Annotated in this window: 25 protein-coding genes and 1 other RNA gene; 7 read left to right on the top strand and 19 right to left on the bottom strand. The window is 52.4% G+C overall.

Annotated elements, in window-relative coordinates:
* Window positions 1–10: 10 nt before the first annotated feature.
* From murG to rsmI, 11 genes are all read right to left on the bottom strand, one after another.
* On the bottom strand, window positions 11–1,084 hold the full coding sequence (gene murG, locus C9J01_RS20665; protein WP_107300039.1) for an undecaprenyldiphospho-muramoylpentapeptide beta-N-acetylglucosaminyltransferase: 1,074 nt from the start codon (window positions 1,082–1,084) through the stop codon (window positions 11–13).
* Window positions 1,071–2,279 carry a cell division protein FtsW gene (ftsW, locus tag C9J01_RS20660; protein WP_107300038.1) on the bottom strand — a complete coding sequence of 403 codons (1,209 nt, stop codon included), beginning with the start codon at window positions 2,277–2,279 and terminating at the stop codon, window positions 1,071–1,073. Before ftsW ends, murG begins: the two co-directional genes overlap by 14 nt.
* Window positions 2,279–3,643, bottom strand: coding sequence for a UDP-N-acetylmuramoyl-L-alanine--D-glutamate ligase (gene murD / locus C9J01_RS20655; RefSeq protein ID WP_107300037.1), 1,365 nt, complete (start codon window positions 3,641–3,643; stop codon window positions 2,279–2,281). Before murD ends, ftsW begins: the two co-directional genes overlap by 1 nt.
* 1 nt (window position 3,644) lies before the next feature.
* The gene (mraY, locus tag C9J01_RS20650) at window positions 3,645–4,727 is read right to left on the bottom strand and encodes a phospho-N-acetylmuramoyl-pentapeptide-transferase (RefSeq protein WP_107300036.1); all 1,083 of its coding nucleotides are present in this window, start codon (window positions 4,725–4,727) and stop codon (window positions 3,645–3,647) included.
* On the bottom strand, window positions 4,724–6,115 hold the full coding sequence (gene murF, locus C9J01_RS20645; protein WP_107300035.1) for a UDP-N-acetylmuramoyl-tripeptide--D-alanyl-D-alanine ligase: 1,392 nt from the start codon (window positions 6,113–6,115) through the stop codon (window positions 4,724–4,726). Before murF ends, mraY begins: the two co-directional genes overlap by 4 nt.
* Window positions 6,112–7,623, bottom strand: coding sequence for a UDP-N-acetylmuramoyl-L-alanyl-D-glutamate--2,6-diaminopimelate ligase (gene murE, locus C9J01_RS20640; RefSeq protein ID WP_107300034.1), 1,512 nt, complete (start codon window positions 7,621–7,623; stop codon window positions 6,112–6,114). The genes murF and murE overlap by 4 nt, the downstream gene beginning before the upstream one ends.
* Window positions 7,610–9,388, bottom strand: a complete 1,779-nt coding sequence (gene ftsI, locus C9J01_RS20635) for a peptidoglycan glycosyltransferase FtsI (protein WP_107300033.1) — start codon at window positions 9,386–9,388, stop codon at window positions 7,610–7,612. The genes murE and ftsI overlap by 14 nt, the downstream gene beginning before the upstream one ends.
* Window positions 9,388–9,708 (bottom strand): cell division protein FtsL, encoded by a 321-nt coding sequence (gene ftsL / locus C9J01_RS20630; protein WP_107300032.1) that lies wholly within the window; start codon window positions 9,706–9,708, stop codon window positions 9,388–9,390. Before ftsL ends, ftsI begins: the two co-directional genes overlap by 1 nt.
* Window positions 9,705–10,652: a 16S rRNA (cytosine(1402)-N(4))-methyltransferase RsmH gene (gene rsmH / locus C9J01_RS20625; RefSeq protein ID WP_107300031.1), complete on the bottom strand. Its 948-nt coding sequence runs from the start codon at window positions 10,650–10,652 to the stop codon at window positions 9,705–9,707. The genes ftsL and rsmH overlap by 4 nt, the downstream gene beginning before the upstream one ends.
* A 312-nt stretch (window positions 10,653–10,964) precedes the next feature.
* An RNA gene (gene rnpB, locus C9J01_RS20620) (RNase P RNA component class A) lies at window positions 10,965–11,353 on the bottom strand.
* A gap of 283 nt (window positions 11,354–11,636) precedes the next feature.
* Window positions 11,637–12,497 (bottom strand): 16S rRNA (cytidine(1402)-2'-O)-methyltransferase, encoded by an 861-nt coding sequence (gene rsmI, locus C9J01_RS20615; protein ID WP_107300030.1) that lies wholly within the window; start codon window positions 12,495–12,497, stop codon window positions 11,637–11,639.
* 61 nt (window positions 12,498–12,558) lie between these two features.
* Here rsmI and C9J01_RS20610 point away from each other — a divergent pair, with 61 nt between their 5' ends.
* Genes C9J01_RS20610 through C9J01_RS20595 form a run of 4 tightly spaced genes read left to right on the top strand, consistent with a single transcriptional unit; the run spans window position 12,559 to window position 15,891 of the window.
* Window positions 12,559–14,385 carry a penicillin-binding protein activator gene (locus tag C9J01_RS20610; protein ID WP_107300029.1) on the top strand — a complete coding sequence of 609 codons (1,827 nt, stop codon included), beginning with the start codon at window positions 12,559–12,561 and terminating at the stop codon, window positions 14,383–14,385.
* Window positions 14,369–14,737 carry a YraN family protein gene (locus C9J01_RS20605; protein ID WP_107300028.1) on the top strand — a complete coding sequence of 123 codons (369 nt, stop codon included), beginning with the start codon at window positions 14,369–14,371 and terminating at the stop codon, window positions 14,735–14,737. The genes C9J01_RS20610 and C9J01_RS20605 overlap by 17 nt, the downstream gene beginning before the upstream one ends.
* Before the next feature lie 3 nt (window positions 14,738–14,740).
* Complete coding sequence (locus tag C9J01_RS20600) at window positions 14,741–15,331, top strand: phosphoheptose isomerase (RefSeq protein WP_107300027.1); 591 nt, start codon at window positions 14,741–14,743, stop codon at window positions 15,329–15,331.
* A gap of 20 nt (window positions 15,332–15,351) precedes the next feature.
* Window positions 15,352–15,891 (top strand): BON domain-containing protein, encoded by a 540-nt coding sequence (locus C9J01_RS20595; RefSeq protein WP_107300026.1) that lies wholly within the window; start codon window positions 15,352–15,354, stop codon window positions 15,889–15,891.
* 104 nt (window positions 15,892–15,995) lie between these two features.
* On the opposite strand, the gene sspB is transcribed toward C9J01_RS20595, so the two are convergent.
* The 8 genes from sspB to zapE form a co-directional block, all read right to left on the bottom strand.
* Entirely contained in the window at window positions 15,996–16,490 is a 495-nt protein-coding gene (gene sspB, locus C9J01_RS20590) for a ClpXP protease specificity-enhancing factor (protein WP_107300025.1), read from the bottom strand.
* A 2-nt stretch (window positions 16,491–16,492) separates the two neighbouring features.
* The gene (sspA, locus tag C9J01_RS20585; RefSeq protein ID WP_107300024.1) at window positions 16,493–17,131 is read right to left on the bottom strand and encodes a stringent starvation protein SspA; all 639 of its coding nucleotides are present in this window, start codon (window positions 17,129–17,131) and stop codon (window positions 16,493–16,495) included.
* 85 nt (window positions 17,132–17,216) lie between these two features.
* Entirely contained in the window at window positions 17,217–17,954 is a 738-nt protein-coding gene (locus C9J01_RS20580) for a cytochrome c1 (RefSeq protein WP_107300023.1), read from the bottom strand.
* Window positions 17,951–19,216, bottom strand: coding sequence for a cytochrome b (locus C9J01_RS20575; protein WP_107300022.1), 1,266 nt, complete (start codon window positions 19,214–19,216; stop codon window positions 17,951–17,953). Before C9J01_RS20575 ends, C9J01_RS20580 begins: the two co-directional genes overlap by 4 nt.
* On the bottom strand, window positions 19,216–19,806 hold the full coding sequence (gene petA, locus C9J01_RS20570; RefSeq protein ID WP_107300021.1) for a ubiquinol-cytochrome c reductase iron-sulfur subunit: 591 nt from the start codon (window positions 19,804–19,806) through the stop codon (window positions 19,216–19,218). The genes C9J01_RS20575 and petA overlap by 1 nt, the downstream gene beginning before the upstream one ends.
* 446 nt (window positions 19,807–20,252) lie before the next feature.
* The gene (gene rpsI, locus C9J01_RS20565) at window positions 20,253–20,645 is read right to left on the bottom strand and encodes a 30S ribosomal protein S9 (protein WP_107300020.1); all 393 of its coding nucleotides are present in this window, start codon (window positions 20,643–20,645) and stop codon (window positions 20,253–20,255) included.
* Between the two features lie 15 nt (window positions 20,646–20,660).
* Complete coding sequence (gene rplM / locus C9J01_RS20560; RefSeq protein ID WP_107300019.1) at window positions 20,661–21,089, bottom strand: 50S ribosomal protein L13; 429 nt, start codon at window positions 21,087–21,089, stop codon at window positions 20,661–20,663.
* Window positions 21,090–21,374: 285 nt separating this feature from the next.
* Complete coding sequence (gene zapE / locus C9J01_RS20555) at window positions 21,375–22,472, bottom strand: cell division protein ZapE (protein WP_107300057.1); 1,098 nt, start codon at window positions 22,470–22,472, stop codon at window positions 21,375–21,377.
* A gap of 240 nt (window positions 22,473–22,712) precedes the next feature.
* Between zapE and zapG the strand changes: the two genes are divergently transcribed.
* The 3 genes from zapG to degS all read left to right on the top strand — a co-directional run bounded on the left by zapG (window position 22,713) and on the right by degS (window position 25,899).
* Window positions 22,713–23,162 carry a Z-ring associated protein ZapG gene (gene zapG / locus C9J01_RS20550; protein ID WP_107300018.1) on the top strand — a complete coding sequence of 150 codons (450 nt, stop codon included), beginning with the start codon at window positions 22,713–22,715 and terminating at the stop codon, window positions 23,160–23,162.
* A 110-nt stretch (window positions 23,163–23,272) separates the two neighbouring features.
* The gene (locus tag C9J01_RS20545) at window positions 23,273–24,640 is read left to right on the top strand and encodes a Do family serine endopeptidase (RefSeq protein WP_107300017.1); all 1,368 of its coding nucleotides are present in this window, start codon (window positions 23,273–23,275) and stop codon (window positions 24,638–24,640) included.
* A 191-nt stretch (window positions 24,641–24,831) separates the two neighbouring features.
* Window positions 24,832–25,899, top strand: a complete 1,068-nt coding sequence (gene degS / locus C9J01_RS20540; RefSeq protein ID WP_107300016.1) for an outer membrane-stress sensor serine endopeptidase DegS — start codon at window positions 24,832–24,834, stop codon at window positions 25,897–25,899.
* Window positions 25,900–25,946: the final 47 nt, after the last annotated feature.

Here is a 25,946-nt window from a genome sequence, read left to right as displayed (position 1 = left end):
TTGTCTCGTCTTATTGCTTTGCCAGCGACTTAATCACCTCCGCCACACGGCGGTCAGCATCAATAATCGCTGCGTCCCGTGCCGCCTGCGCCATCTTGGCCAGCTGTGCACGGTCTAATTGTTGTAAGATGTCAGCCAGCCCTTCTACCGTCAGTTCAGGCTGTTCAATCATTTTCGCCGCGCCGCACTGCACGAGGTGGTCGGCATTGAGCGCCTGCTGGCGATCCTTGTGCATGAATGGCACAAAGACCGCACCAAGGCCGGCCGCTGACAGTTCAGACACCGTCAGGGCTCCTGAGCGACAAACAACGATATCAGCCCAAGCGTAAGCTGCTGCCACATCATCGATAAATTCTGTTACTTGGTAGTTATTGCCCTGCGCATTAGCGTATTGGGCATAATCTTGTTCAGTTTGTTCCTGGGCACCTTTACCGGCCTGATGCCATACAGTGACTTTATCGCCCAGCAGACCCGCAACTTGAGGCAGGGTTTGGTTTAGGATGCGTGCTCCCTGGCTGCCTCCCATCACCAATACCCGAATTGGACCGTCACGTTCATCAAAGCGCAGCTCCGGAGAGGCTAGTGCAACTACATCCTGACGAACTGGGTTACCAACCACTTCGCGGTTTGGGAAAGCGCCTGGGAATGCCTGAAGTACACTCGCCGCTATGCGTGAAAGCCATTGGTTCGTCAAACCGGCAACCGCGTTTTGCTCATGCAGAATCACCGGCACGCCCGATAACCATGCAGCAACACCGCCCGGCCCGCTGACATAACCGCCCATGCCAAGTACCGCATCAGGCTGCCACGCCTTGATATATTTTCGCGCCTGCAAGATGGCACCAACAATCTTAAAAGGCGCAGCCAACAAGCGGGTAAAGCCCTGACCACGTAAGCCCTTGACCTTGATAAAGTCGATATCAATACCGTGCTTGGGCACCAATTCGGCTTCCATACGATCAGCTGTACCAAGCCAGCGGATCTCCCAGCCTTCTTGCTGTAACCGCTTGGCAACCGCCAAGCCTGGGAAAACATGGCCTCCGGTGCCGCCCGCCATGACGAGCAAGCGCTTATTCTTGTTCATTGTCATTTTCTTCTACTTCCGGATCCGGCATCGCTCTGGCAGCGATTCGCTGCTCATAATCTATCCGGATCAAAATGGCGACCGCAGTAGCCATAATAAATAAACTGGAGCCACCATAACTGATGAGTGGCAAGGTTAGCCCTTTGGTCGGTACCATACCGGCAGCCGCACCAACATTGACCAAGGTTTGGAAAGCAAACCAGAAAGCAAAGCCGAAAGCCAAGAAGCCGCCATATAATTGTTCTGTCTGCAAACAGCGACGGCCAATCATCAAGGCTTTAAATACCAAGGCAAAAATAAGTAGCAGAACCACCGTCACCCCAATAAGACCCACTTCCTCAGCCAATACGGCAAACACAAAGTCGGTATGGGCTTCGGGCAAGTATTCCAACTTCTGGATAGAGTTACCTAGACCTTGCCCCAGCCATTCACCACGGCCAAAGGCCATCAGGGACTGGGTAAGCTGGTAACCACTGCCAAACGGATCATCCCACGGGTCGAGGAACGAGGTCACTCGGCGCCAACGGTATGGCTCGAAATAAATCAGGGAGGCGATTCCAACGCCCGCCGTGGCTATCATTACGATGAACTGCCACAGCTTAGCACCTGCGATAAACAACATGCCGACCGTGGTCACAAACATCACCACGAATGAACCGAGATCGGGTTGTTCAAGCAGTAAGCCACCTAGCAGGACAAGCACCAGCAAAGGCTTAGCAAAACCGACGAAGGTCTCGCGCACTTGCTGGTACTGACGCACCAGATAACCAGATAAAAACAGGAATAGGGAAAGCTTGGCGACTTCAGCAGGCTGCAGGTTGAAGATCCCTAGCGGGATCCAGCGGGATGCACCGTTGACCGAGCGGCCGACACCCAGTACAGCAATCAACAGCACAATCGATACTATCAGCATCGGCACGCTGTACTGCCGCCACCTTTCAAGCGGGATCATCAGTACAAAACTGGCTAACACCAGAGAACAAACAAGAAAGAAACCATGGCGTAGGGCAAAATAGAACGGCATGTCTGTTAGGCGGGTCGCGATCGGCACCGAGGCAGATGTAACCATCACCAAACCCGTTGCCATCAAGGCTAATGCAATCCAAACCAGCTGCCTGTCATACGGGCTCTGCGCCGCCGGTTTTGTCATCCAATCAAAAAACTGCCCCATCCCTTCCTTTACCGCTCCTGACATCAGCTATCCTTGCCTACCTGGTGCTGTAATGTTTGTGCCAACTCGACAAACGTATCACCACGCACCATAAAGTTAGCAAATTGATCGAAGCTCGCACAGGCCGGAGACAACAAGATCATATCTCCTGCACTGGCAATTTTTGCCGCCTGTGACATAGCTTGCTCCATGGTCTCAACCATCAAGGGGTTATCGACCAATGGCGCAAAGTGAGAGCCATCGCGGCCAAAGCAGTATAACTGAGCGTCTAATTTTGCCAGAACCGGTGCCAGTTCGGAAAAGTCGGCGCCCTTGCCGTCACCACCCACCAGCAAGTGAAGCTTGCCATTGAGCTGCAAGCCTTTCAGGGCTGCCAAGGTACTGGCAAGATTGGTCGCCTTTGAATCATTGACCCATTTCACGCCATGTTGCTCAGCCACTAACTGGCAGCGATGAGCTAGGCCGTTGTAGCGACGAAGCGCACGGCATGAAGCTTCACGGTCAATATCCACCGCATCCGCCAGCGCTAGTGCCGCCAAGCTATTAGCTACGTTGTGGCGGCCGACCAAGGCAATATCCTTGCTAGGCATCACAGGCTCTCCTGCGATAGCTAGCCACTCTTCACCTTGGTGCTCTACCAAGCCGTAGCGCTCGGTGCTATTACTGTTGCCAGCATTGAGGCCAAAGCTGACCAGTTCAAGCTCACAAGCATCAGTGTCTGGCTTAGTCGCGAGATCTTCCCGGTTGAAAACCGCTAACTCAGCATGGTTGAAAATACGCATCTTGGCCGCGCTGTACTGCGCCAAGCCGCCAGGGTACCTGTCCATATGGTCTTCAGACAGGTTGAGGTAAGCCGCCGCTTTGAGCGACAGGCTCGACGTAGTTTCCAGTTGAAAACTGGACAGCTCGAGGACATACAGGTCGTGCTCCTCTGCCAGCATATCCAGCGCAGCAAACCCGATATTGCCACCGACACCGACATTGATGCCGGCCTCTTTGGCCATTTCGCCAACGAGACTAGTCACTGTGCTCTTGCCGTTGGAGCCAGTGATTGCGACCACAGGCTTCTCTACCGCACGGGCAAACAGTTCGATATCACCGACAATTTCAACTCCCGCACTAGCAGCCTGCTGCAGCTGCGGGGTAGCCAGGGCGATACCCGGGCTTGAAACAATCAAATCGGCAGCCATCAGCCAGTCCATCTGCCACTGGCCACTGCACAGTGCCACCGATGGGGGTAGCTGCTCTCGGCCTGGAGGGTGCTCGCGGGTATCAATGACCTTGATGTCCAGCGACTGAGGAGCCCTCAGCAGGTGGTTCACCACCGACAGGCCGGTCATGCCCAGCCCGATCACTACCACCTGTTTTACGCCTTCCAAGCCTTTCATCTTATCGTACCTTCAGGGTTGCCAGCGCGATCAGTACCAGCATTAGGGTAATGATCCAGAAGCGCACGATAACGCGTGGCTCCGGCCAGCCTTTCAATTCATAGTGGTGGTGGATTGGCGCCATGCGGAAGATTCGCTGGCCACGCAGTTTGTATGAGCCAACCTGCAGGATCACCGATACCGTTTCCATCACGAACACACCGCCCATCACAACCAGCAGTAGCTCCTGGCGAACCAATACGGCAATAGTGCCCAATGCACCACCTAGAGCCAATGAGCCTACATCGCCCATGAAGACCTGTGCAGGGTAGGTGTTGAACCACAAGAAACCAAGCCCGGCACCAACGATAGCGGTACAGACAACGACCAACTCACTGGCATCTTTGAGGTAAGGAATATGCAGGTAGTTGGCAAAGTTGACGTTACCCGTTGCCCAAGCGATAAATGCCATACCACCGGCGACCATCACGGTTGGCATAATCGCCAGACCATCTAGGCCATCGGTCAAGTTAACGGCATTACTGGTACCGACAATCACAAAGTAAGTGAAAACAATATAGAACAAGCCAAGCTGTGGCATTACATCCTTGAAGAACGGCACCACCAATTGAGTCGCTACGGTATCTTGGCCGTGGACATACAGTGCAAAAGCCACACCGAGCGCAATCACTGACTGCCAGAAGTATTTCCAGCGCGCAATCAGGCCGTCGGTATTTTTGCGTACCACCTTGCGGTAATCATCGACAAAACCCACTGCGCCATAGCCCAGCATCACGACCAGTACCGCCCAGACATACGGGTTGGTCAGGTCTGCCCAAAGCAACACGGTAATTGCGATGGAGGCCAAGATCATGATCCCGCCCATTGTCGGGGTGCCACGCTTGCTAAAGTGTGACTCTGGGCCATCGTGGCGAACCACTTGGCCGATCTGCAGCATCTGCAGACGGGCAATCAGGCGCGGGCCCATCCACAGCGACAGCATCAAGGCTGTCAAGATGCTGATGATGGCGCGGAAAGTCAGGTATTCAAACAGTCGAAAAAATGGAAATGTCGATTCCAGTAAATCAGCTAACCAGTAAATCATTCTTTATGTTCCTGCAGTGCAACAATCACATCTTCCATGCGGGAGCTGCGGGCTCCTTTTGCTAGCACTGTCACTTGGATGTTGTCTTCATTGAGCAAAGGATCAAGCTGCTGGTGCAAGGTCTCAATCAATGCTGTTTTATCGTTAAAATGTTGGCCGTTGTTTAGCGTACTGACGATTTGACTCGCTTTACCAAATGTCAGTACCTTGTCGAGGTGACGCGCATGCGCATATTCTGCAACTTCTTGGTGCAGCGCTGCACTATCATCACCCAACTCAGCCATGTCCCCCAGTACAAACCAGCGCTGGCCGTCAAAACCGGCCAATAAGTCGATCGCCGCCTTTACCGACGCGACACTGGCATTGTAGGTATCATCGACCAGCCTCAGGTTAGGACGCGGCTCGGTCACATCAGCACGGCCTTTGACATTGGCTACGCCACCTAGGCCAGCCTGTACCTGCTCTGGCGTTGCCCCCAGAGCCATAGCTAACGCTGCCGCTGCTAGGGCATTGGCGACATTATGGCCACCTGCCAGTGTTAAACTGACCGGAAATGTTGCCAAGGGGGTGCGCATTGTAAAGCAAGCGCGCCCCATACTGTTAATGTTTATGTCAAGAGCGTGAAAATCTGCTTCTGGCTGAGTGGCAGAAAATGTCTGCAACTGGTGCTTGTCCAGCATCGACTGCCATTTTTTCTGGTCATTAGAGTCTAGATTAATGATCGCAACAGCTTCTTTACCGCGTTCCTCAAGCCCTTCGAAAATCTCCCCTTTAGCTTTCGCCACCCCGTCCAGCGAGCCAAACCCTTCAAGGTGGGCGGCAGCTAGGTTGTTGATCAATGCCACTTGGGGCTTGACCAAGTTGGTGGTGTAGGAAATTTCTTTCTGGTGGTTGGCGCCTAGCTCAATCACCGCAAATTCATGCTCAGGTTCCAAGCGAAGCAAAGTCAGCGGGACACCAATGTCATTATTGAAGTTTCCGCCCGTTGCCAACACCTTGCCTTTGTGCGCCAAGATAGCGGCTGTCATCTCTTTGACCGTGGTTTTACCACAGCTTCCGGTCAGTGCCACTGTCTTCAGGCCATGACGCTGTTCCATTTCGGCTTTAAGCCAAGCACCCAATTGGCCTAGCGCCTGATGGGTATCTTCAACCACCAGCTGTGGCAAGTCGACAGGTAAGTGCTTGCTTACTAGCAATGCCGATGCGCCTTGCTCTTTGGCGTTCTGGCAAAAGTCATGGGCATCAAAACGCTCGCCGACCAAAGCAATGAAAAGGGTATCATCTGCTATCTGGCGGGTATCGGTAGAAACTGCCGAGATAGTCGTATCAGAGCCAATCAACTGGCCATCCAATACGTCAGCCAATAGAGAAAGTTGAACCGGGATCATCCCTTTGCCTCCAGCAATTCGGCGACCGTTTCACGGTCAGAGTAATGAATAGTGCGATCAGCCAAGATTTGGTAATCCTCATGGCCTTTACCCGCCACCAACACGATATCATCGGCACCGGCATGGGTAAGTGCCCACTGACAGGCTTCTCGGCGATCGTGAATGGTTCGAGCCTGATCTGGCTGCGCCAGACCTGCCAGCATATCAGCCATTATCGCTTCTGGTGCTTCACTACGCGGGTTGTCGTCGGTCAGGATCACCTTATCTGCCAGGCTCTCTGCCGCTACCGCCATCAAAGGGCGCTTGCCACGGTCACGGTCACCACCACAACCAAAAATGCACCAGAGTTTGCCATGGCAGTGTACGCGTAGCGCCTGCAGGGCTTTTTCCAGTGCATCAGGGGTGTGAGCATAATCAACAACCATCATAGGTTTGTCAGGCTTTTGAAAAACTTCCATCCGGCCAGTGACCGCCTGAAGTTGTGGCGCCACAGCCAAAAGCGCAGCCATCTCATGGCCTGTCGCTAGCAAGGTAGCCAAAGATAGCAGCAAATTAGTCACGTTAAAGGCACCAACCAAAGGCGCCGTAAACTGCCCTGCCCCCCAACTTGAATCAAAAGCGACGGTCACGCCTTTTGCGCTGTACTCAACCGACTCCAGCCATAGTGACTGTCCTTGGTGTCCCACTACATTTGCCTGGGACATAGCAACAGCGACAGCCTGCGGCAGATCAGTTAACCATTCACGACCAACCTCATCATCGGCATTGATCACCGCAACACCACTCTGGTGCTCAGTAAACAGGGTTTTCTTCGCGGCGGCATAACTCGCCATATCACCATGGTAATCAAGGTGGTCACGGCTAAGGTTGGTAAAGATACTGGCTTTGAACTCTAGCGCTTTCACCCGCCCTTGTACCAAACCATGGGAAGAGACTTCCATTGCGGCAAAACGGGCACCTTGGCCAGCCATTTGCTGAAGTACGCAAGGGATCTCCAGTGCACTGCCGGTGGTATTGGTTGCCGGTTGGATATGCCCCAAAAGGCCATTGCCAGTCGTCCCCATCACCCCTGCTGGCTTACCTAGCAGCATTGTCCATTGGGCCAGTATCTGGCTGATGGTGGTTTTACCATTGGTTCCCGTTACGGCAACCACTTCGATCTGTTCGTCCGGTGCCCCATAGAAGCGCTTGGCAATCGCCGACAGCAAATCACCAAGTAATGGGAGATAAATCACGGCACCATTGTCAGTGTGTTCAAGATAAGGTTGATCGGTATCCGCTTCAGCCAACACGATAGCCGCACCGACTTGTTGCGCCTTGCCGATAAACTGACGGCCATCAACCGTGTGGCCCTTCACGGCAACAAACATCTCTCCAGCATTGATCTGCCGGCTATCAAGGGTCATCCCAGAAATTGTCTCTGCTGCCAATGATTGCGGCAGGCAAAGGCCTTCCAGCCATGGTGACAACAGCTCACCGATAGCGTGTATTTGTTTAGGTTCCGGCATGGGTATTGCCCCTGTGGTTCACAACGTTTAACTCTTCAAGCGTTCCCGCATCCGGCGGGATATTCAAAATCTGTAAGGCGCTCTCCATCACTTCGGAGAAGATCGGTGCGGCAATCGCACCACCATAATAGGCATCACCCTGTGGCTCGTTAACCACCACAACCATCGCCAATCGCGGATTACTGATCGGGGCCAATCCGGCGGTCATCGCGACATATTCATCGCTATAACCACCGGCTGCTGCTTTTTTCGCAGTACCGGTTTTAGCACCCACTCGATAACCAGGTACAGCTGCACGACGGGCACTGCCCCCTTTGTGGGTAACCAGCTCAAGCATATTGAGCAACTTGCGGGTATTTTCAGCCGACACGACCTGGCGTCCCGGCACCACCGACTCGGTCTTTAGAATAGATAGCGGTCGGTTGACACCCATTGCGCCCAGCGTCGCGTATGCACGTACCAACTGGATAGGGGTAACAGAAATGCCGTAACCGAAAGACAGGGTGGCGCGCTCAAAGTCAGACCAACGGCGGCGATCTGGGAAGAAGCCTTGTGCCTCACCGATCAGGTTGATGCCCGAGGCATCCCCCATACCAACACTGCTGTACATACCCAACACGGCATCGACCGGCATCGCTAACGACAGTTTACTAACACCGATATTACTGGATTTCTGCAAGATCTTCGCAAGGTTTGCTTTGCCAACCCGGGACACATCACGCACCCGGCTACCACCGATCTGCATCAGCCCGTTTCCGGTATCGATAACGGTATCTTCATCTGCAACACCGTTTTCCATCGCTGCCAATACCACAAAGGGCTTGATGGTCGAGCCCGGCTCCATCGCATCGGTGATTGCACGGTTGCGCATCCTGAAGCTCTGTAACTGGTCGCGGTTGTTCGGGTTGTAGGACGGTGCATTGACCATCGCCAGTACCTCGCCGGTACGCACATCCACCATAACCACCGACGCTGAAGTTGCTTGGTAATCGGCAACGGCCTGTTTTACCGCGCGGTATGCAACAGCCTGTAAGCGCTGGTCGATACTCAGGCTAAGTGACTGGCCCGGCTCACGCTTCTTGAGGGAGATATTCTCAACCACCCGGCCATAGCGGTCTTTTCGGACGGTGCGGCGGCCCGGTTCACCTGTCAGCCAACCATCATAGGTACGCTCCACGCCTTCAAGGCCGTGGCTATCAATCCCCGTCACACCAATCAGGTGGGCACTGACTTCACCGGCAGGATAAAAACGGCGGGATTCGTCTTTGAGGCCAATGCCGGGTAGCTTGAGCTTGCTGACATAGGCTGCCATGGCAGGACTAACTTGGCGTTGCAGGTAAATAAAGCGGCGCTTGCTGTTCTTCTCGAGGCGCGTCATCAGGCCTTGGCGATCAAGCCCCAGCACATCTGCCAGGGCGTACCAACGCTCAGCCTGGGCCAAGCCGCCATTTTTGAAGATCTGGACCGGATCAGCCCACACCGCCTGGACAGGCACACTGACCGCTAGCTGTTCGCCATTACGATCGGAAATAATACCGCGTGCAGATGGGAGTGCCTTGACTCGTAACGAGCGCAGGTCACCTTCCTGGATTAACTTGCCAGGCTCGAGGACCTGGATATAGGCCGAGCGCGCAATTAATGCGATCACCGCCAGTAAAATACATATACAAATAACACCAAAGCGCCACGGGATGAATGCCGGTGGCGCTTTCTGGCGTCGTTGATTCTGTTTGTCAGAACGCTTGAAGGGTTTTGTTATTTTCATTATTTAACAATAATTTCGCTATCACGGGATGGACGCTGCATCTCCATCTCCTGTTCGGCTAGACGTTCAATGCGACTGTGCTCGGCCAATGAACTTTCTTCAAGGATCTGATTTCGCCACTCGATATCGAGCTGATCCCGCTCAATAAGCAGCTGCTCTTGCTGAGCAATCAACTGGCGTGAATGGTGGGTGATCAATACCACCCCCATTGCAGAAATCAGTACCAGAACCAACATTATCAGCGGAATACGGCCGACAGAAATCAAATCCCGGCCAATGATCTGGGCCAGGTTGTCAGTTGGTTCCGGCTGCTGGTTCATAGGCGTTCAGCCAATCGCAATACAGAACTACGGGAACGAGCGTTATCGCTCACTTCGTTTTTCGATGGCTTGATCGCTTTGCCGACTGGCTTGAGATCAGGACTGCCCAGTGCTTTGATCTGCTCTTCAGTCAATGGCAGACCCGCCGGGACTTCTGGCCCTTTGCTCTGCTTACGAATAAAGCGCTTAACCATACGATCTTCCAGCGAGTGGAAGCTGATCACCGATAGGCGGCCACCTGTAGCTAGGATATTCATCGCACCTTTAAGGGCCGTTTCAATCTCTTCAAGCTCACTGTTGATATAGATACGGATCGCCTGGAAGCTACGGGTAGCTGGGTGCTTGTGCTTATCTTTGAACGGCGAAACATCCGCAATCAGCTTAGCCAGTTGTGTAGTACGGGTCAAAGGCTCGTTCTCAGGATCCTCACGGTAAGCCACAATGCCACGGGCAATACGCTTGGCGAAACGCTCTTCACCAAATTCTTTCAATACCCAAGCAATGTCATCCGCTTCCGCTTCTGCCAGCCAATCTGCTGCAGAAATACCAGACGTTGGGTCCATACGCATATCAAGCGGCCCATCGCGCATAAAACTAAAGCCACGTTCGGCATCGTCCAATTGCGGGGAAGAAACCCCCAAGTCCAGCAACACACCGTCAACACGGCCGATCAGATCGCGCTCTTCCATGTATTTTTCCATGCCAGAAAACGGGCCATGGATAATCGTAAAGCGTGGGTCATCAATCTTCTGGGCTTCGGCAATCGCCTGGGGATCGCGGTCAATACTGTAAAGGCGTCCGTTTTCACCTAACTGGGATAGGATCAGGCGGCTGTGTCCACCGCGACCAAATGTACCATCGACGTAGATACCATCTGGTTTGATGGCCAAGCCATCAACAGATTCATGAAGTAAAACCGAGACGTGCTCAAACTGTTCAGACATAAGTAATTATTCAGCTCTTGTAAAAGCGAGCCAACCCGTTAGTCAACAAGTCAGCATAAAATCCAGTAACAGTGGAAATTCATTAACTTAGGATATTAAAACACTGTTTTAAAAGCATTTTCCGCAAATTCCCACCGCAAAGTGTACGTATTTGATAAAAAAGATGTCAAGCCGAGGGCCGCAATTCTAACAATCACTTGAAATAAATTACGGAGGCTAAGGCAGAGGCTCACGGTAAATTCACCGGGCCCAAAACGACAAAAGGTGATGTAAAGCCTCATTTGAGACCTCACATCACCTTTTGTACTTAAAGGGGTGAGTTGGCCGATGAGCCGGGTTCTGTCCCGCTTGCGCGGTGGTAACCATTCCTCTAGGCCTGCAATCACTCACAGGCTCAAGCAACCTACCCGTCCCCAACGCGGGCCACGCCATTAGGGACCTATTTGGTCTTGCTCCGGGTGGAGTTTACCGTGCCACGAACTATTACTAGCCGCGCGGTGCGCTCTTACCGCACCCTTTCACCCTTACCTGTGCACCACTCCGAAGAATGGGCCATCGGCGGTCTGCTCTCTGCTGCACTGGTCGTAGGCTCACGCCTCCCAGACGTTATCTGGCACCCTGCCCTGTGGAGCCCGGACTTTCCTCCCCCCCGTCAGTCTCCCAAAGGACATCAACGAGGCAGCGGTTACCTGGCCAACTCAGGCGGGCGATTGTATAGGACTTGGCTCACAGTTACCAGTGAAAAAGCCGACAAAAGCGCGAAGCGGTGGAAAAGGAAGCAAGAGCGGTCCTGGGTCCTGGGTCCTGGGTCCTGGGTCCTGGGTCCTGGGTCCTGGGTCCTGGGTCCTGGGTCCTGGGTCCTGGGTCCTGGGTCCTGGGTCCTGGGTCCTGCAGGCAGTATTCGCTTTTAGCTGCGATAGTTCAAGCTTCTGCTTTCCGCTTTTCCTAGGGGCGAGGACCAGCTCTTCCTCGAACCCACTCTTATCAATCTAAATTCTCCAACCCCCACTTATACAGCGCGTTCTTCTTCACGCCGTGGATTTCTGCTGTCAGTGCTGCCGCCTTCTTCAGGGGAAGTTCTTTAACCAGCAGGCCAAGGGTGCGCAGAGCGTCAGCCGGAAGGTCTTCTTTCTCGGCGCGGTGGCCGGCCACCAGCAGTACCATTTCGCCACGGGTACGGTTGCTGTCTTCACCCAACCAGTCAATCAACTCGCCCAGCGGCGCGCCGTGGATAGTCTCGTAGGTCTTGGTTAGTTCGCGGGCTAGTACGACTTGGCGTTCAGGGCCAAGTACAGCCAGCATATCGGCCAGCGAGTCCATGATGCGGTGCGGTGACTCGTAGAAAATCATAGTGCGCTCGTCGTTGGCCAACTCTTGGAAACGATCACGGCGGCCCTTACTTTTTGGCGGCAGGAAGCCTTCAAAACTGAAGCGATCCGACGGCAGACCGGCACCACTCAGCGCAGTGACAACGGCACAAGGCCCTGGAAGAGGGACAACTTTAACACCCGCCTGACGACAACGGTTGACAAGATGGTATCCTGGATCACTGATCAGCGGCGTACCAGCATCGGACACAAGTGCGATACTGGTACCGGCCTGAAGTTTTTCGATCAGATAGTCAGCTTTTTGCTGCTCGTTGTGATCGTGAAGCGCAAAGGTGCGGGTCGAGATCGAAAAATGGGTCAGCAGGCGCGATGTGTGTCGCGTATCCTCGGCGGCAATCAGATCGACATTTGCCAATACGTCCAATGCACGCTGCGTGATATCCGCCAAATTACCGATTGGAGTAGGTACGATGTACAAAGTTGCGACATCTACCGTGCATGAATTGGTCTCACTCATTTGTCTAAGATCTCATCTGCAATTAATATAGAGAGTAATTTGTCACAGTTGAATGAATTCAATGCTCAATTTTACCCATAAGCGTAAAAGTGTATCACGACTGTTAGCCCCTGTAGCCCTTGCCGTGCTTCTGGCAAGCTGTAGTACCTCTAACCAACCTGTCGTGGTCACCGATATTACAGCTGCCGCTACTGATAGCGCAGCCAATTATCTGATCAAAGCCGAGTCAAGTGAAGGTGCCGAAAGCATCAACTTTAATATCTTGGCACTCAAGGCATTGATCAAGGAAGGCCAATGGAATCAGGCCGAGCAACTGGCGGATCGCCTGAGCCGGATGAATATGGACCCGCTGCAAATGGCCGAATGGCAACTGGCACGTGCGACCCTGCGCTACCAGCAAGGCCAGCCTAAAGCGGCCCTTGATTCACTCAACTTCCAACCATGGTGGACACTGGCTGACAGCCAGTACCTGCGCTACCACATGCTACGCGCAGAATTATTCCGCCAAACCAACCAGCCACTCAATGCTGCCCGCTCCCGCACAGCTTTGGACCAGTACCTGAGCAATGACAAGAAAGCGGCCAACTGGCAGAACTTGTGGCAGGATCTGTCCAACTACAACAACAACCAACTGCAGTCTGTCACCCTAGCCGGTGATGAAGAAGTGCTGCGGGGCTGGATTCAGTTGGCAGTTCTGAAAAACACCTACTCCCAGCGCCCAGCCAAGCTCAAGGCGATGGTCGAAGAGTGGCTTGGTAGCAACCCATACCATCCAGCCAACCAATACCTACCGGCAGATCTCGAGAGCATCATGTCTCTGGAAATTGCCCAGCTAGATAACGTGGCCCTGTTACTTCCACTGACTGGTCGTTTCGAACAGTCAGGCAAAGCAGTGCGCGATGGCTTTATCAACGCCATGCTCGATGACTCTGGCCGTGAGGCACAGACTGAGCTGACGGTCTATGATACCGAGGCTGAAAGCATGGCTTCTATTATGGCCAAGCTCGAGCAAACCGGTGTCGAAATGGTGATCGGTCCGCTGCGCAAGAACAAGATTACCGAGTTCCAACGTGCGAATAGCAGCAATATTGCCTTGTTGGCCTTGAACGAGCCAGACCCAAGCCAGCTTACCCAGGACAATGCCTGTTACTTCTCGCTATCTCCAGAACAGGAAGCTGAACAGGCTGCCCGCCACCTGTTTGCTAAGGGGCACCAGTACCCGATGGTCTTGGCTCCAGGCAACAGCTACGGCGAACGCGTCAGCAATGCGTTCATCGAGCAATGGCAGCAATTGACAGGTAAGACACCAGCAACCCGTCAGTTCAGCTCACGTAAGCAGATCCAGCAAGAAATTGCCTCGGTGTTCGGCCTAACCGACAGCCAGAACCGCATCAAGCAAATGCAGCAGGTGTTGGGTATGGAACTGGAAGCCGAACCGCGTAGTCGCCGGGATACCGATTCGGTTTACCTAATTGCCAACGTCAATGAGCTGACCTTGCTCAAGCCGTTTATCGAAGTCGCTATTAACCCGGATGCTTCCCAGCCAAAGCTATACGCCAGTTCGCGCAGTTACCCTGACCGCAACGCAGATACCTCCGAGATCCGTGGTATCGAGTTCAGCGACATCCCGTTGCTAGTCGATGCTAACCACAACTTCATGAACCGTTATGAAGAGTTGTGGCCGGACAGCAAGAATACCGATGTTCGTCTCCACGCCTTCGGGATGGATGCCTACAAGATGGTGTCTGAGCTACCGCAGATGCGTGTCGTCGATAACTACAGCACCCAGGGCAACACCGGCCAACTGAGCCTTGATGACCAGTGTGTCATCCAGCGCCAGCTAAGCTGGGCAATCTATACCGGGAACGGTATTGAGCCTGCTCAATAAGCGCCAACAAGGGCAAACCTACGAGGCCATGGCCGAGCAGTACCTCTGCCGCCATGGCCTACACCCCCACACCCGCAACTTCCAGTGCCGCAGCGGCGAAATTGACCTGATCATGCGCTCCCAGCAGTGCTGGGTCTTTGTTGAAGTCAAATTCCGCAAAAACAATCATTACGGTTCGGCCGCAGAAGCGGTAAACTGGCGCAAGCAACAACGTGTTAAGCGTGCGGCCTTGTTTTGGCTAAAGAAAAATGGCTTCGCCATTGAACATACAGAGTTTCGGTTTGATGTGGTCTCGCTTGAGGGCACACCACCACAGATCGAATGGTTTACCAACACCCTAGTAGAAGGTTAATCCATGCTAGAGAGCATCAAAGAAAGTTTCACCGAAAGCATCCAAACCCAGATTGCCGCCGCCGAGGCCCTGCCAGACGCAATTTCCCAGGCAGCACAGGTCATGGTGCAAAGCCTGCTCAATGGCAACAAAATCCTCTGCTGCGGTAACGGTGGCTCGGCGGCAAACTCACAGCACTTTGCCTCCTGCCTGATCAACCGGTTCGAGACCGAGCGTCCAAGCCTGCCAGCATTAGCGCTGACCGCGGATACCACCACCTTGACGGCTGTTGCCAACGACTATCACCACGACGAGATTTTCTCCAAGCAAGTCAGGGCTCTAGGCCAAGGTGGGGATATCCTGTTTGTGCTATCGACAAGCGGCAACAGCAAGAACATCATCAAGGCGATGGAAGCCGCCCTGACCCGTGATATGACCATCATCGCCCTGACCGGTAAAGACGGTGGCGAAATGGCAGGGTTGCTGGGTATCCAAGACGTCGAGATCCGTATTCCGTCCCAGCGCACGGCGAGGATCCAGGAAGGCCAGCTATTGGTCGTCCACTGCCTGTGTGATCTGATCGACAAGGTCCTGTTCCCTCATCACGAAGGATAAATACAACAAGGAAGGTAACCATGAACTGGCGTCCGCTTATTGTTCTTCTGCTGGCGTTCGGCCTGCAGGCCTGTGCTGCTTTGGATCCAGCTGATACCCGCTCGACCAAGCAGCAATGGTATGACCAAGAGATCGAAATGGAAGTCGGTGGGCTGGCCAACAAACCACCCTACCGCCAGCAAACCCGGGTTAATGCAATAGCTGTCGATGGCAAGGTATTGCTGGTTGGCCAAGCCACAGAGTCAACCTATAGCAACCAACTAGAACAACAGGTCCGTGAGCTGAAAAACGTCAATACCGTCTATAACCAAATCCAGATCCGTCCGCTGCCGCAACTTGGCGAAGTGAGCAAAGATAGCTGGCTAACCACCAAGGTCAAAGCTCAGCTGATTGGCAGCAAGCAACTGCGCGATGCGACGATCAAAGTCATCACCGAAGGCCAGGAAGTCTTCCTGCTCGGCTATGTCAGCCGTGAACAAGGTAATGTCGCAGCAGATATCGCCCGCAATGTTTCCGGGGTCAAAAAAGTCGTCAAGGTCTTTGAGTACCCTGAGAAATAGAGGTTATCGGCAAAGGTCACCGACACTCCGCCAGAAAAAGAAAAACGCAGCGAATGCTGCGTTTTTTAATGCGGTAAGCTTACCAAGCGATGGGTGCTATGAAATTACTTCACAACTCGCAAGCTTGGGCGGCCACGAGGACGTGGTGGCTCATCATCAGGTTCGATATCTGAAACCGCTTCAGTCACAGGCTCAACAGGCGCTAGTGCATCCTGCATCTGCTCTTCTGCGATTTCTTCCACTTCTTCGATATCTGCCATGTCTGTCGCATAGGCAGGCTCTGGCTCGAACATGGTGCCAGCACCGTTTTCACGCGCGTAGATAGCCATAGCGGCATAAAGTGGAACAATCACCGAGTGAGGACGACCGCTGAAACGGGCACTGAAGCTGATCGCCTCATTACCTAATTCCAGGTTACCCACTGCACGCGGGGCTACGTTCAGGACAATCTGTCCGTCACTGACAAATTCCATCGGAACCTTGACACCCGGTAGCGTAGCGTCGACCACCAAGTGAGGGGTCAAATCGTTATCTACCAACCAATCATAGAAAGCGCGCAGCAAATACGGTCGACGCGGTGTCATGTTGTCGATGTCCATCATCAGCTGCCAGCCAAACGCATTTCGCGCTCAGCTTCAGTCAATGAAGCCAAGAATGAATCACGTTCGAAAACGCGGGTCATGTAGTTTTTAACTTCTTTAGCGCCAGCGCCAGTCAGTTCGATACCCATTTCAGGCAAACGCCACAACAGTGGGGCAAGGTAGCAATCAACTAGGCTGAACTCATCGCTCATGAAGTAAGGGAACTCAGCAAATACAGGAGCAAGAGCGAGTAGCTCTTCACGCAATTGCTTACGTGCTTTATCAGCTTCGTCACCAGAGCCTTTGTTAATTTTTTCTGCCAGTGTGTACCAGTTACGTTCGATACGGTACATCATCAAACGGCTGTTACCACGAGCAACAGGGTAAACAGGCATCAATGGTGGATGAGGGAAACGCTCATCCAGATACTCCATAATGATGCTTGCTTGGTAAAGTGCAAGCTCACGGTCAACCAAAGTCGGCACAGAGTTGTACGGGTTTAGGTCTAGCAAGTCTTCCGGCAGGTTGTTTGGGTCAACCAGCTCGATTTCAACGCTTACACCTTTTTCTGCTAGTACGATACGCACCTGATGGCTGTAGATGTCAGAAGCATCAGAATACAGAGTCATCACAGAGCGTTTATTGGCAGCAACAGCCATTAACCCCTCCAGTATACTTAAATACACAAAAAGCAACGGGGGCACCGGCCCCCATTGCGAGATTCTAACCCACTAGATTACCTGATCAGTGGACATCACGCCAATATTCTTTCTTCAACAGTAATGTTAGTACAAAGAATACGGCAATAAAGCCCATTACCCAGTAACCCAGACGCTGGCGTTCCAACTTCATTGGTTCTGCTGAATATTCGAGGAAATTGACCAGATCGCGAACAGCCTCGTCATATTCTTCATCATTCAACTCACCCGTGCCGTCAGATTTGATACCAACATATTCCTGTACTTCTTCACCGTCAATCAGGCGGGTTTCGTACACTTTAGTCGGTACACCTTGCAGCTCTTCCAGAACATGGGGCATACCTACACTCGGGAAGACAACATTGTTGACTCCAAACGGACGGCTAGGATCCGCGTAGAAAGAGCGTAGGTAAGTGTAAAGCCAGTCGCTACCTCGAACACGGGCAACCATGGTCAGGTCCGGCGCCGGAGCACCGAACGAAGCCGCAGCGTACTCGGTCGGGATAGCATTGACCATCAGGTCACCAATTTTGGCTTCTGGGTCAAACACCATGTTATCCATCATTAGATCAGCTGGGATCCCCAGATCCGTCGCCACTCGCTCATAGCGCTGGTACTGGGTCGCGTGACAACCAAAGCAGTAATTCATGAAGGTCTGGGCACCGCGCTGCAGCGAGGCCTTGTCCGTCAGGTCATTACCAGCTTTATCCAGTGGCACCGATGGACCCGCTGCCATAGCCAGAGAAGGCAGCAGGGCAAATAGCATTACAATCAACTTCTTCATTTGAATGTCACCCTCTCTGGTAGCGGTTTGGTTGCTTCATTCTTGCTGTAGAAGAACAACAGGACGAAGAACATGAAATACGCAAAGCTGAAGATCTGCGCCAAGATGGTGTATGTCGGGGTTGCCGGCAATGCACCCAGAATACCCAAAGCAATGAAGCTGATGGTGAACTGGACAATGTTAGCCAAGTGCAATTTGCTGCGGTAGCGGTAAGAACGCACCTTACAGCGGTCAAGCCATGGCAGCAGGAACAACGCCACGATCGAGGCACCCATCGCCACAACACCCAGCAGTTTGTCAGGAACCGCACGCAAAATAGCGTAGAACGGTGTGAAGTACCAAACCGGGGCAATATGCTCTGGGGTCTTCAGCGGGTTAGCCGCTTCAAAGTTAGGTGGCTCAAGGAAGTAGCCGCCCATCTCTGGGTTGAAGAAGATCACGTAACTGAACAAGAAAGCGAACACGGCAATACCTACCATATCCTTCACCGTCCCGTATGGGTGGAAAGGAATAGAGTCGATAATGTCGTACTTCTTGCTGTAGTAGCTATGGAATGGGAACTGAGTTTTGTAGTCCTCACCCTTGGTACCCTTAGGCAGCTTGGTCTCGATACCGTCTGGGTTGTTAGAACCCACTTCGTGCAGCGCAAGAATGTGCAGAACAACCAGCAGCAACAACACGATAGGCAATGCGATAACATGGAGGGCAAAGAAGCGGTTCAGGGTCGCGCCGGAGATCACGTAGTCACCACGGATCCAAAGCGTGAGGTCATCACCGATGACCGGAATCGCACCAAATAGCGAGATGATTACCTGCGCACCCCAGTAAGACATCTGGCCCCATGGCAGTAGGTAGCCCATGAAGGCTTCAGCCATCAGTACCAAGAAGATCAGCATCCCGAACAGCCATAGCAGCTCACGGGGTTTCTGGTAAGAGCCGTAGATCAAACCACGGAACATATGCAGGTAAACCACGACAAAGAAGGCCGAGGCTCCCGTCGAGTGCATATAACGGAGTAGCCAACCGTACTCTACATCACGCATGATGTATTCGATCGAGGCAAAGGCCCCGTCGCCGGAAGGCACGTAGTTCATAGTCAGCCAGATCCCGGTAATGATCTGGTTGACCAGTACCAGCATGGCTAGCGATCCAAACAGATACCAAAAGTTGAAGTTCTTTGGCATCGGGTATTCAGACAAATGCTTTTTATAGGCATTCATCATTGGCAGGCGTTTTTCAACCCATCCAAGTAAACCGTCCATTAGGCTGCCTCCTCATCTACACCAACCAGAATGGTATTGTCATCCAGGAACGTATGAGGCGGCACAACCAGGTTCAATGGTGCTGGCACCCCCGCAAAGACCCGGCCAGCCATATCGAACTTCGACCCGTGGCAAGGACAGAAGAAACCGGCTGAAATACCACTTACCTGCTCACTGAAGGTATTGGGTAAATAAGTAGGTGAACAGCCTAGGTGGGTACAAATACCTACGGCTAGAAAGATTTCAGGTTTAACTGAACGAAATTTATTTTGGGCATATTCGGGTTGCTGCGGCTCCGCCGAAGACGGATCACGAAGCTGACCATCATGGCCACCCAATTCATTTAAAACAGCATCGCTACGGCGGACTACCCAGACAGGTTTACCACGCCACTCGACGCGGACCATCTGGCCTTCTTCCAACTTGCTGATATCAACTTCAACTGGCGCACCGGCGGCTTTTGCTTTCGCGCTCGGGTTCCAAGATTTGATAAAAGGCACAGCTACAGCAGCTGCACCCAAGCCTCCAACAACCGAAGTCGTTGCAGTCAGGAAGCGGCGTCGGCCGTTACTTACTGGCGCATTGCTCATCCAACATTCTCCCATGTGCTCCCGCTCTGGATTATTATTATGTCCTTTTGCGTCCCTGGAGCTTACGGCTAACTTTCAACGGAAAGAAACAACAGCGACCCCTTCCAACCCGGAAGGCTAAAGTGGCGGTATAAAGCTGTTGCTTATCACGCCAAATGATAAAAAAAACCCCACCTTTTGACAAGATAAAGCTACTTTTTCGCAACAAATGTGAGAGGTATGTGCTTTTTGTTACTACCTGTAATGCAAACAGCTGTTGCTACGGTATTTTGATTGGGAAAAGAGGAAAGATATTGGTGCGGATTACGGGCTAGAAAGCCGTGGTTTGTTGCCTAGATGTGACAACCGAGAGAAATACCAAGCGCTGAATTTCAGGCAATAAAAAAGCCCAACCCGAAGGTTGAGCTTTTGCACACAGTTTCCAGAATAAATTCTGAAGCGTAAAATTAACGCTTAGAGAACTGTGGACGACGACGTGCTTTACGTAGACCAACTTTCTTACGCTCAACTTTACGTGCGTCACGAGTTACGTAACCCGCTGCGCGTAGTGCTGGACGTAGAGTCTCATCGTATTCCATAAGTGCACGAGTGATACCGTGACGGATAGCGCCTGATTGACCAGTGATACCACCACCTTTAACAGTGATGTATAGATCTAGTTTCTCAATCATTTCAACTAGCTCAAGTGGCTGACGAACAACCATGCGAGCAGTTTCGCGACCGAAGTATTCTTCGATGCTACGCTTGTTGATTACGATGTTACCAGTACCCGGTTTAATGAAAACGCGAGCAGCTGAGCTTTTGCGGCGACCAGTGCCGTAGTATTGATTCTCTGCCATTGTCATCTTCCCCAATTAGATGTCTAGAACTTTAGGCTGTTGTGCAGCGTGGTTGTGCTCAGTACCAGCGTAAACTTTCAGCTTACGGTACATAGCACGGCCTAGAGGACCTTTAGGAAGCATGCCTTTAACAGCAGTCTCGATAATCATTTCTGGTTTCTTATCAAGAAGCTTGTCGAAGCTGATAGACTTCAGACCACCGATGTAGCCAGTGTGGTGGTGGTACATCTTGTCAGTGCGCTTAGCACCAGTTACTGCAACTTTTTCAGCGTTGATAACTACGATGTAGTCACCAGTGTCAACGTGCGGAGTGTACTCCGGCTTGTGCTTACCACGTAGACGAGATGCGATTTCAGTTGCTAGACGACCAAGAGTTTTACCTTCAGCGTCAACAACATACCAGTCACGTTTTACAGTTTCTGGTTTAGCAACGAAAGTTTTCATGCTAATTCTTACCCAAAATTAAATAGTTTCACTTCATAGGAGCATAATGCTCCCTCTGTACAGAGCCCTCTCATCACCCCTTCGAGTGGTTGGCACTCCCGGCTTTTGCCGTTACAGGTACGGTGGGTCGCAAGATTATAGGGAAGGGTGGAGAAAAAATCACCTTTTTTTGAAAAAAAATTGCGATTTTTTCTCTGGAGCGGTTTAAGGCCCAAAACAGCAGGTTATCAACCTCTAATTTGGGCGGTTTTCCCATCACAGATGACTGGCCCAGTACACGTAGCGTTATGGAATATGTGGGCTAGCCAAGTAGTCGTGGCTCTGCATTTCGATAAGCCTTGAGCAACAGCGCTTGAACTCGAAAGCCAGCCTTTCGCCTTGGTAAAGCTGTGCCAGCTCGACTTCAGCCGAGATGATCAGTTTGACATTCCGCTCGTAAAATTCATCCACTAAAGCGATAAAGCGCCTTGCGGCATCACTGTCATCCTCTTGCATCTGGACGACCTCTGAGAGCAGGACGGTATGGTAGATCTGCGACAGCTCCATATAATCACTTTGGCTGCGGGCTGTTTGGCACAGGGTAGCAAAATCAAAATGGATCACCCCCTCCCCTTCATGCCGGATTGGCAAGTCCCTATTATTGATTTCTATCAAGCCGCCCTCACGCTGCTCGCCGGCAGCCAACTGCTGGAAATAGTGCAGCATATTCTGCTCCGCCTGAGCATCCAGCGGATAATGGTAGATTTCGGCCTGTTCAAGTGTACGCAGGCGGTAGTCGACCCCTGAGTCGACATTAACCACTTCACAGTGGGTATTGATTAGGTCGATGGCTGGCAGGAAGCGAGCCCGCTGTAGGCCATTGCGGTAGAGCTCGTCCGGTGGGATATTCGAAGTAGCCACTAAGGTGATCCCCCGGCGGAACAACGCCTCGAACAAGGTGCCAAGGATCATGGCATCGGTAATATCCGACACAAAGAACTCATCGAAGCAGATAATATCGGTCTCAGCGGCAAACCGCTCAGCTACGGTTTCCAACGGATCACTTTGCTGCTCTAACTGCTTCATTTCCTGGTGCACCCGGTGCATGAACCGGTGGAAGTGGACCCGCATTTTGCGCTCTGTCGGCAAGCAGTCAAAAAAGGTATCGACCAAATAGGTCTTGCCTCGCCCCACCCCGCCCCAGAAATAGAGGCCTTTTACCGGCGCCAGTGGCTCGACTGGGCGACGCATCAAGCGATCAACCCAACTCCGGGTCATTTCGGGTTTCGGTGCTTGAAGTCGGTGATACAAATCATCAAGGTGGCCGACAGCGGCGGCCTGGGCCGGATCGGCAATAAAATCGCTACGCTTCAGATCTTGCTGGTATTTTTGTTGTGGGGTCATCCTTGTAAAGCCCAAACCGTCATTCTCCGTATGCGAGATAGTACCATGCTGCTTCATGTACATGTATAGTATCTAGACAAGTTGATGCGCAGATGAAGTTGACGTGCTATTCAGCACCAATTAAATCTTGATGTTATACAACAGGCATGATGACGTACGTACACCATTCCCCCAGCAGGCCAGCCTGCCGTAGTACGTTATCCCCCTGTCCCTATAAGAGAAGAGCAAAAGGAGTTTTTCATGGCTTGGATTTATGCGCTGCTGATTTTCATTGCCGGTGCCATTGTCGGTGCCTTTGCCACGAGGCTGAGCAATAAAGGCTTGAAACAGCAAAAAGAACTGAAAAAAGAGCTGGATAAGTCAAAATACGAACTAGAGCAATTCCGCCAGGAGTTGGTCGACCACTTCGCCCAGAGCTCAGAGCTACTGGATAACATCGCCAAAGACTACAGCAAGCTATACGAGCACATGGCGAAAACCTCTACCGAGTTGATGCCTAACCTACCAGAGCAAGACAACCCATTTGCCCACCGTATTAGCACACTGGAAGCAGTCAAGGACGTCAAAGAGAGCCAAGACGAGCAACCTCGCGATTACGCCAATGGTGCAACGGGCCTACTAAAGGACCAAAAGCCTGAAGTGGTTTCCGAAGAAACAAAGCCTGTCGCTGAAGAGTCAAAGGCAAGCTAAGAAAATTCTTAGGAACTAAACACCAGTTTTCAAGTCTGAGATTAAGCAGCCATATCAATACACTAGGATGTATGGCTGCGATTGGACTTGAAAACCGGAGTTTAGTAATAATGAAAAAAACATTACTTGTTTTAAGTGCCCTGACAATCGGCATCAGCTCAGTTATTACCCCTGTGACGGCGACCGCCGCCCTTCCCCAGTCAGTCAACAACCAGCAGGTTCCCAGCCTGGCCCCAATGCTAGAGCAAGTGACCCCTGCTGTCGTCAGTATTGCCGTTGAAGGTAAACAAGTATCCAGACAACGCTTACCAGAAACATTCCGCTTCTTTTTCGGTCCCGACTTCCCTGAAGAACAAATGCGAGAGCGCCCATTCCGCGGCTTGGGCTCAGGGGTAATTGTCGATGCCGACAAGGGCTATATCGTCACCAACCACCACGTTATCGGTGGTGCGGATAAAATCATGGTCCAGCTACATGATGGCCGTGAAGTCACTGCCGAGCTGATTGGTAGCGACGAGATGTCAGATATCGCCCTGCTCAAACTCAAAGACGCCAGCGACCTGACCGAAATCAGACTGGCCGACTCAGACAAGCTACGTGTCGGTGATTTTGCCGTGGCCATCGGTAACCCATTTGGCCTTGGCCAGACTGTCACCTCCGGGATCATCTCAGCCCTTGGCCGCAGCGGCCTGAATATCGAGAACTTCGAAAACTTTATCCAGACCGATGCAGCTATCAACAGCGGTAACTCCGGCGGCGCACTGGTCAACCTCAATGGTGAGCTCGTCGGTATCAACACCGCAATCCTTGGCCCTAACGGCGGTAACGTCGGTATCGGCTTTGCGATTCCGGTCAATATGGTGAAGAACCTGACCGAGCAGATCATTGAATTCGGTGAAGTCAAACGCGGTATCCTCGGTGTACAAGGTGGTGAGCTCACCTCCGAGTTGGCTGAAGCCTTCGGCTACGAAACCAACCATGGCGCCTTTATCAACCAGGTAATGCCTGATTCTGCCGCCGAAAAAGCAGGCCTGAAGGCCGGTGATATTATTGTGTCGGTTAATGGCAAACAGATCCGCACCTTCGGTGAGCTAAGGGCGAAAATCGCGACCCTTGGCGCAGGCAAAGATGTATCCCTGGGTATTGTCCGTGACGGAAAGGAAATGGATGTCACTGCCAAACTGCAGGAGGCTACGGTTAACAAGGTGAAAGCCGAGAGTATGCACGAAGGCCTTACCGGTGCCGAGTTTGCCAACACAACCTCGAAGGACGGTGCCAAAGGCGTCAAAGTCACCGCTCTGCAGGAGAACTCCGAAGCGGCCCGTTATGGCTTGCGCGAAGGCGACATCATTCAGGGTGTTAACCGCCAGCCAATCCGAAACCTCGGAGAGTTGAGAAAAGCGCTGGATAAAAAACCTAGCGTGCTGGCCCTCGAAGTGAAACGAGATAACAGCGTCCTTTACCTCATTATCCGTTAAGCTTGATCCCCCGGCAGCCGGCCAACACCGGCTGCTATACCCCCTCTCCATATCAGCTGCCGCAGACAAGTTGCGGTTAAGCTTTCGCTACATTATTCAATAAAATACACAGCCAACATTTGTTATCTTGTCTAAGGTAATGGTACCCTCTTCGGTTATTATCAGTAGTTTATTCATTCAAGGGAGCACACATGCTGGCTTTTTTGGCTAGATCCACGTTGCTTGGTGTCATTACGGCCACCGCCCTGCTACTGATCTTCCCTGATCTCCGGACCCAAATGCTTGATACACCTCAGGTATTGGCTCCTGTTGAAGTAAACCAGACCCAAGTCTCTTTCAACTACGCAGTACGCCGTGCCTCTCCAGCGGTGGTGAATATCTACAATCGTCGCTACAACGCCGAAGACCGCCTACAGCTCAGTACCCAGGGCCTAGGCTCAGGCGTGATCATGAGTGACAAAGGCTACATCGTTACCAATTACCACGTTGTCGCCGAAGCCGATCAGGTCATTGTCGCCCTGCAAGACGGTCGCATCCTTACCGCCCAATTAATTGGTAAAGACCAACGTACCGACCTCGCGGTATTGAAGATCCAAGCCGAAAACCTACCGGTGATCCCAACAAGTCCAGACTACCGCCCGGCCGTTGGCGACGTTGTGCTAGCCATAGGTAATCCTTACAACCTTGGACAGACAACAACTTACGGCATTATCTCGGCCACTGGCCGTTCAGGCATGAGTTTTTACGGCAGGCAAGACTTCCTGCAGACCGATGCAGCAATCAATGAAGGTAACTCCGGTGGTGCCTTGGTCAATACCCGTGGTGAGTTGGTCGGGATCAATACCGCCTCCTTCCAGCAGGCTACCGACATTGAAACTTACGGCATTTCTTTTGCGATCCCTTATGAACTGACCCGTAAAATCATGGACAAGCTGATTGCCGACGGACGCGTTATCCGGGGTTATATCGGTTTGGAGGCACGGGATATCAACCCGGTCATGGCAAGGCTTTACGATGCTGAACAGATCAGTGGGATCATTGTCATGGGCATGGATCCGAATGGGCCCGCCGCCAAAGCCGGCTTCAAGGTACAGGATATCCTGATCGAGATTGACGGCAAGCGGGTCACCGACCGCCGCAACGTACTGGATATCGTCACCGAGCTTCGCCCGGGAACCGAAGTGGTAATGAAGGTCCTGCGCAACGGTCAACCAACCGACCTAACAGTCCAGATTGGCGATGAGCCGAATGGATACTGAGCCGAAGGGCTATGAGCCAAAGGCTCAGGTCCTGGGTCCTCGGCTCG

Source organism: Photobacterium rosenbergii (assembly GCF_003026455.1).
GTDB classification, from domain to species: Bacteria; Pseudomonadota; Gammaproteobacteria; order Enterobacterales; family Vibrionaceae; genus Photobacterium; species Photobacterium rosenbergii.
This window is presented reverse-complemented; position numbering and strand designations above follow the sequence as displayed.

Coding starts and splice junctions, on each gene's coding strand:
- zapE (WP_107300057.1), bottom strand. CDS start 22,472: ATGACCCCACAACAAAAATACCAGCAAGATCTGAAGCGTAGCGATTTT.
- C9J01_RS20545 (WP_107300017.1), top strand. CDS start 23,273: ATGAAAAAAACATTACTTGTTTTAAGTGCCCTGACAATCGGCATCAGC.
- C9J01_RS20575 (WP_107300022.1), bottom strand. CDS start 19,216: ATGGACGGTTTACTTGGATGGGTTGAAAAACGCCTGCCAATGATGAAT.
- C9J01_RS20610 (WP_107300029.1), top strand. CDS start 12,559: ATGCTCAATTTTACCCATAAGCGTAAAAGTGTATCACGACTGTTAGCC.
- murD (WP_107300037.1), bottom strand. CDS start 3,643: ATGAAAGGCTTGGAAGGCGTAAAACAGGTGGTAGTGATCGGGCTGGGC.
- murF (WP_107300035.1), bottom strand. CDS start 6,115: ATGATCCCGGTTCAACTTTCTCTATTGGCTGACGTATTGGATGGCCAG.
- petA (WP_107300021.1), bottom strand. CDS start 19,806: ATGAGCAATGCGCCAGTAAGTAACGGCCGACGCCGCTTCCTGACTGCA.
- rsmI (WP_107300030.1), bottom strand. CDS start 12,497: ATGAGTGAGACCAATTCATGCACGGTAGATGTCGCAACTTTGTACATC.
- mraY (WP_107300036.1), bottom strand. CDS start 4,727: ATGATTTACTGGTTAGCTGATTTACTGGAATCGACATTTCCATTTTTT.
- C9J01_RS20595 (WP_107300026.1), top strand. CDS start 15,352: ATGAACTGGCGTCCGCTTATTGTTCTTCTGCTGGCGTTCGGCCTGCAG.
- ftsI (WP_107300033.1), bottom strand. CDS start 9,388: ATGAAAATAACAAAACCCTTCAAGCGTTCTGACAAACAGAATCAACGA.
- murG (WP_107300039.1), bottom strand. CDS start 1,084: ATGAACAAGAATAAGCGCTTGCTCGTCATGGCGGGCGGCACCGGAGGC.
- C9J01_RS20600 (WP_107300027.1), top strand. CDS start 14,741: ATGCTAGAGAGCATCAAAGAAAGTTTCACCGAAAGCATCCAAACCCAG.
- sspA (WP_107300024.1), bottom strand. CDS start 17,131: ATGGCTGTTGCTGCCAATAAACGCTCTGTGATGACTCTGTATTCTGAT.
- rsmH (WP_107300031.1), bottom strand. CDS start 10,652: ATGTCTGAACAGTTTGAGCACGTCTCGGTTTTACTTCATGAATCTGTT.
- ftsW (WP_107300038.1), bottom strand. CDS start 2,279: ATGTCAGGAGCGGTAAAGGAAGGGATGGGGCAGTTTTTTGATTGGATG.
- C9J01_RS20580 (WP_107300023.1), bottom strand. CDS start 17,954: ATGAAGAAGTTGATTGTAATGCTATTTGCCCTGCTGCCTTCTCTGGCT.
- ftsL (WP_107300032.1), bottom strand. CDS start 9,708: ATGAACCAGCAGCCGGAACCAACTGACAACCTGGCCCAGATCATTGGC.
- degS (WP_107300016.1), top strand. CDS start 24,832: ATGCTGGCTTTTTTGGCTAGATCCACGTTGCTTGGTGTCATTACGGCC.
- sspB (WP_107300025.1), bottom strand. CDS start 16,490: ATGGACATCGACAACATGACACCGCGTCGACCGTATTTGCTGCGCGCT.
- rplM (WP_107300019.1), bottom strand. CDS start 21,089: ATGAAAACTTTCGTTGCTAAACCAGAAACTGTAAAACGTGACTGGTAT.
- rpsI (WP_107300020.1), bottom strand. CDS start 20,645: ATGGCAGAGAATCAATACTACGGCACTGGTCGCCGCAAAAGCTCAGCT.
- zapG (WP_107300018.1), top strand. CDS start 22,713: ATGGCTTGGATTTATGCGCTGCTGATTTTCATTGCCGGTGCCATTGTC.
- murE (WP_107300034.1), bottom strand. CDS start 7,623: ATGCCGGAACCTAAACAAATACACGCTATCGGTGAGCTGTTGTCACCA.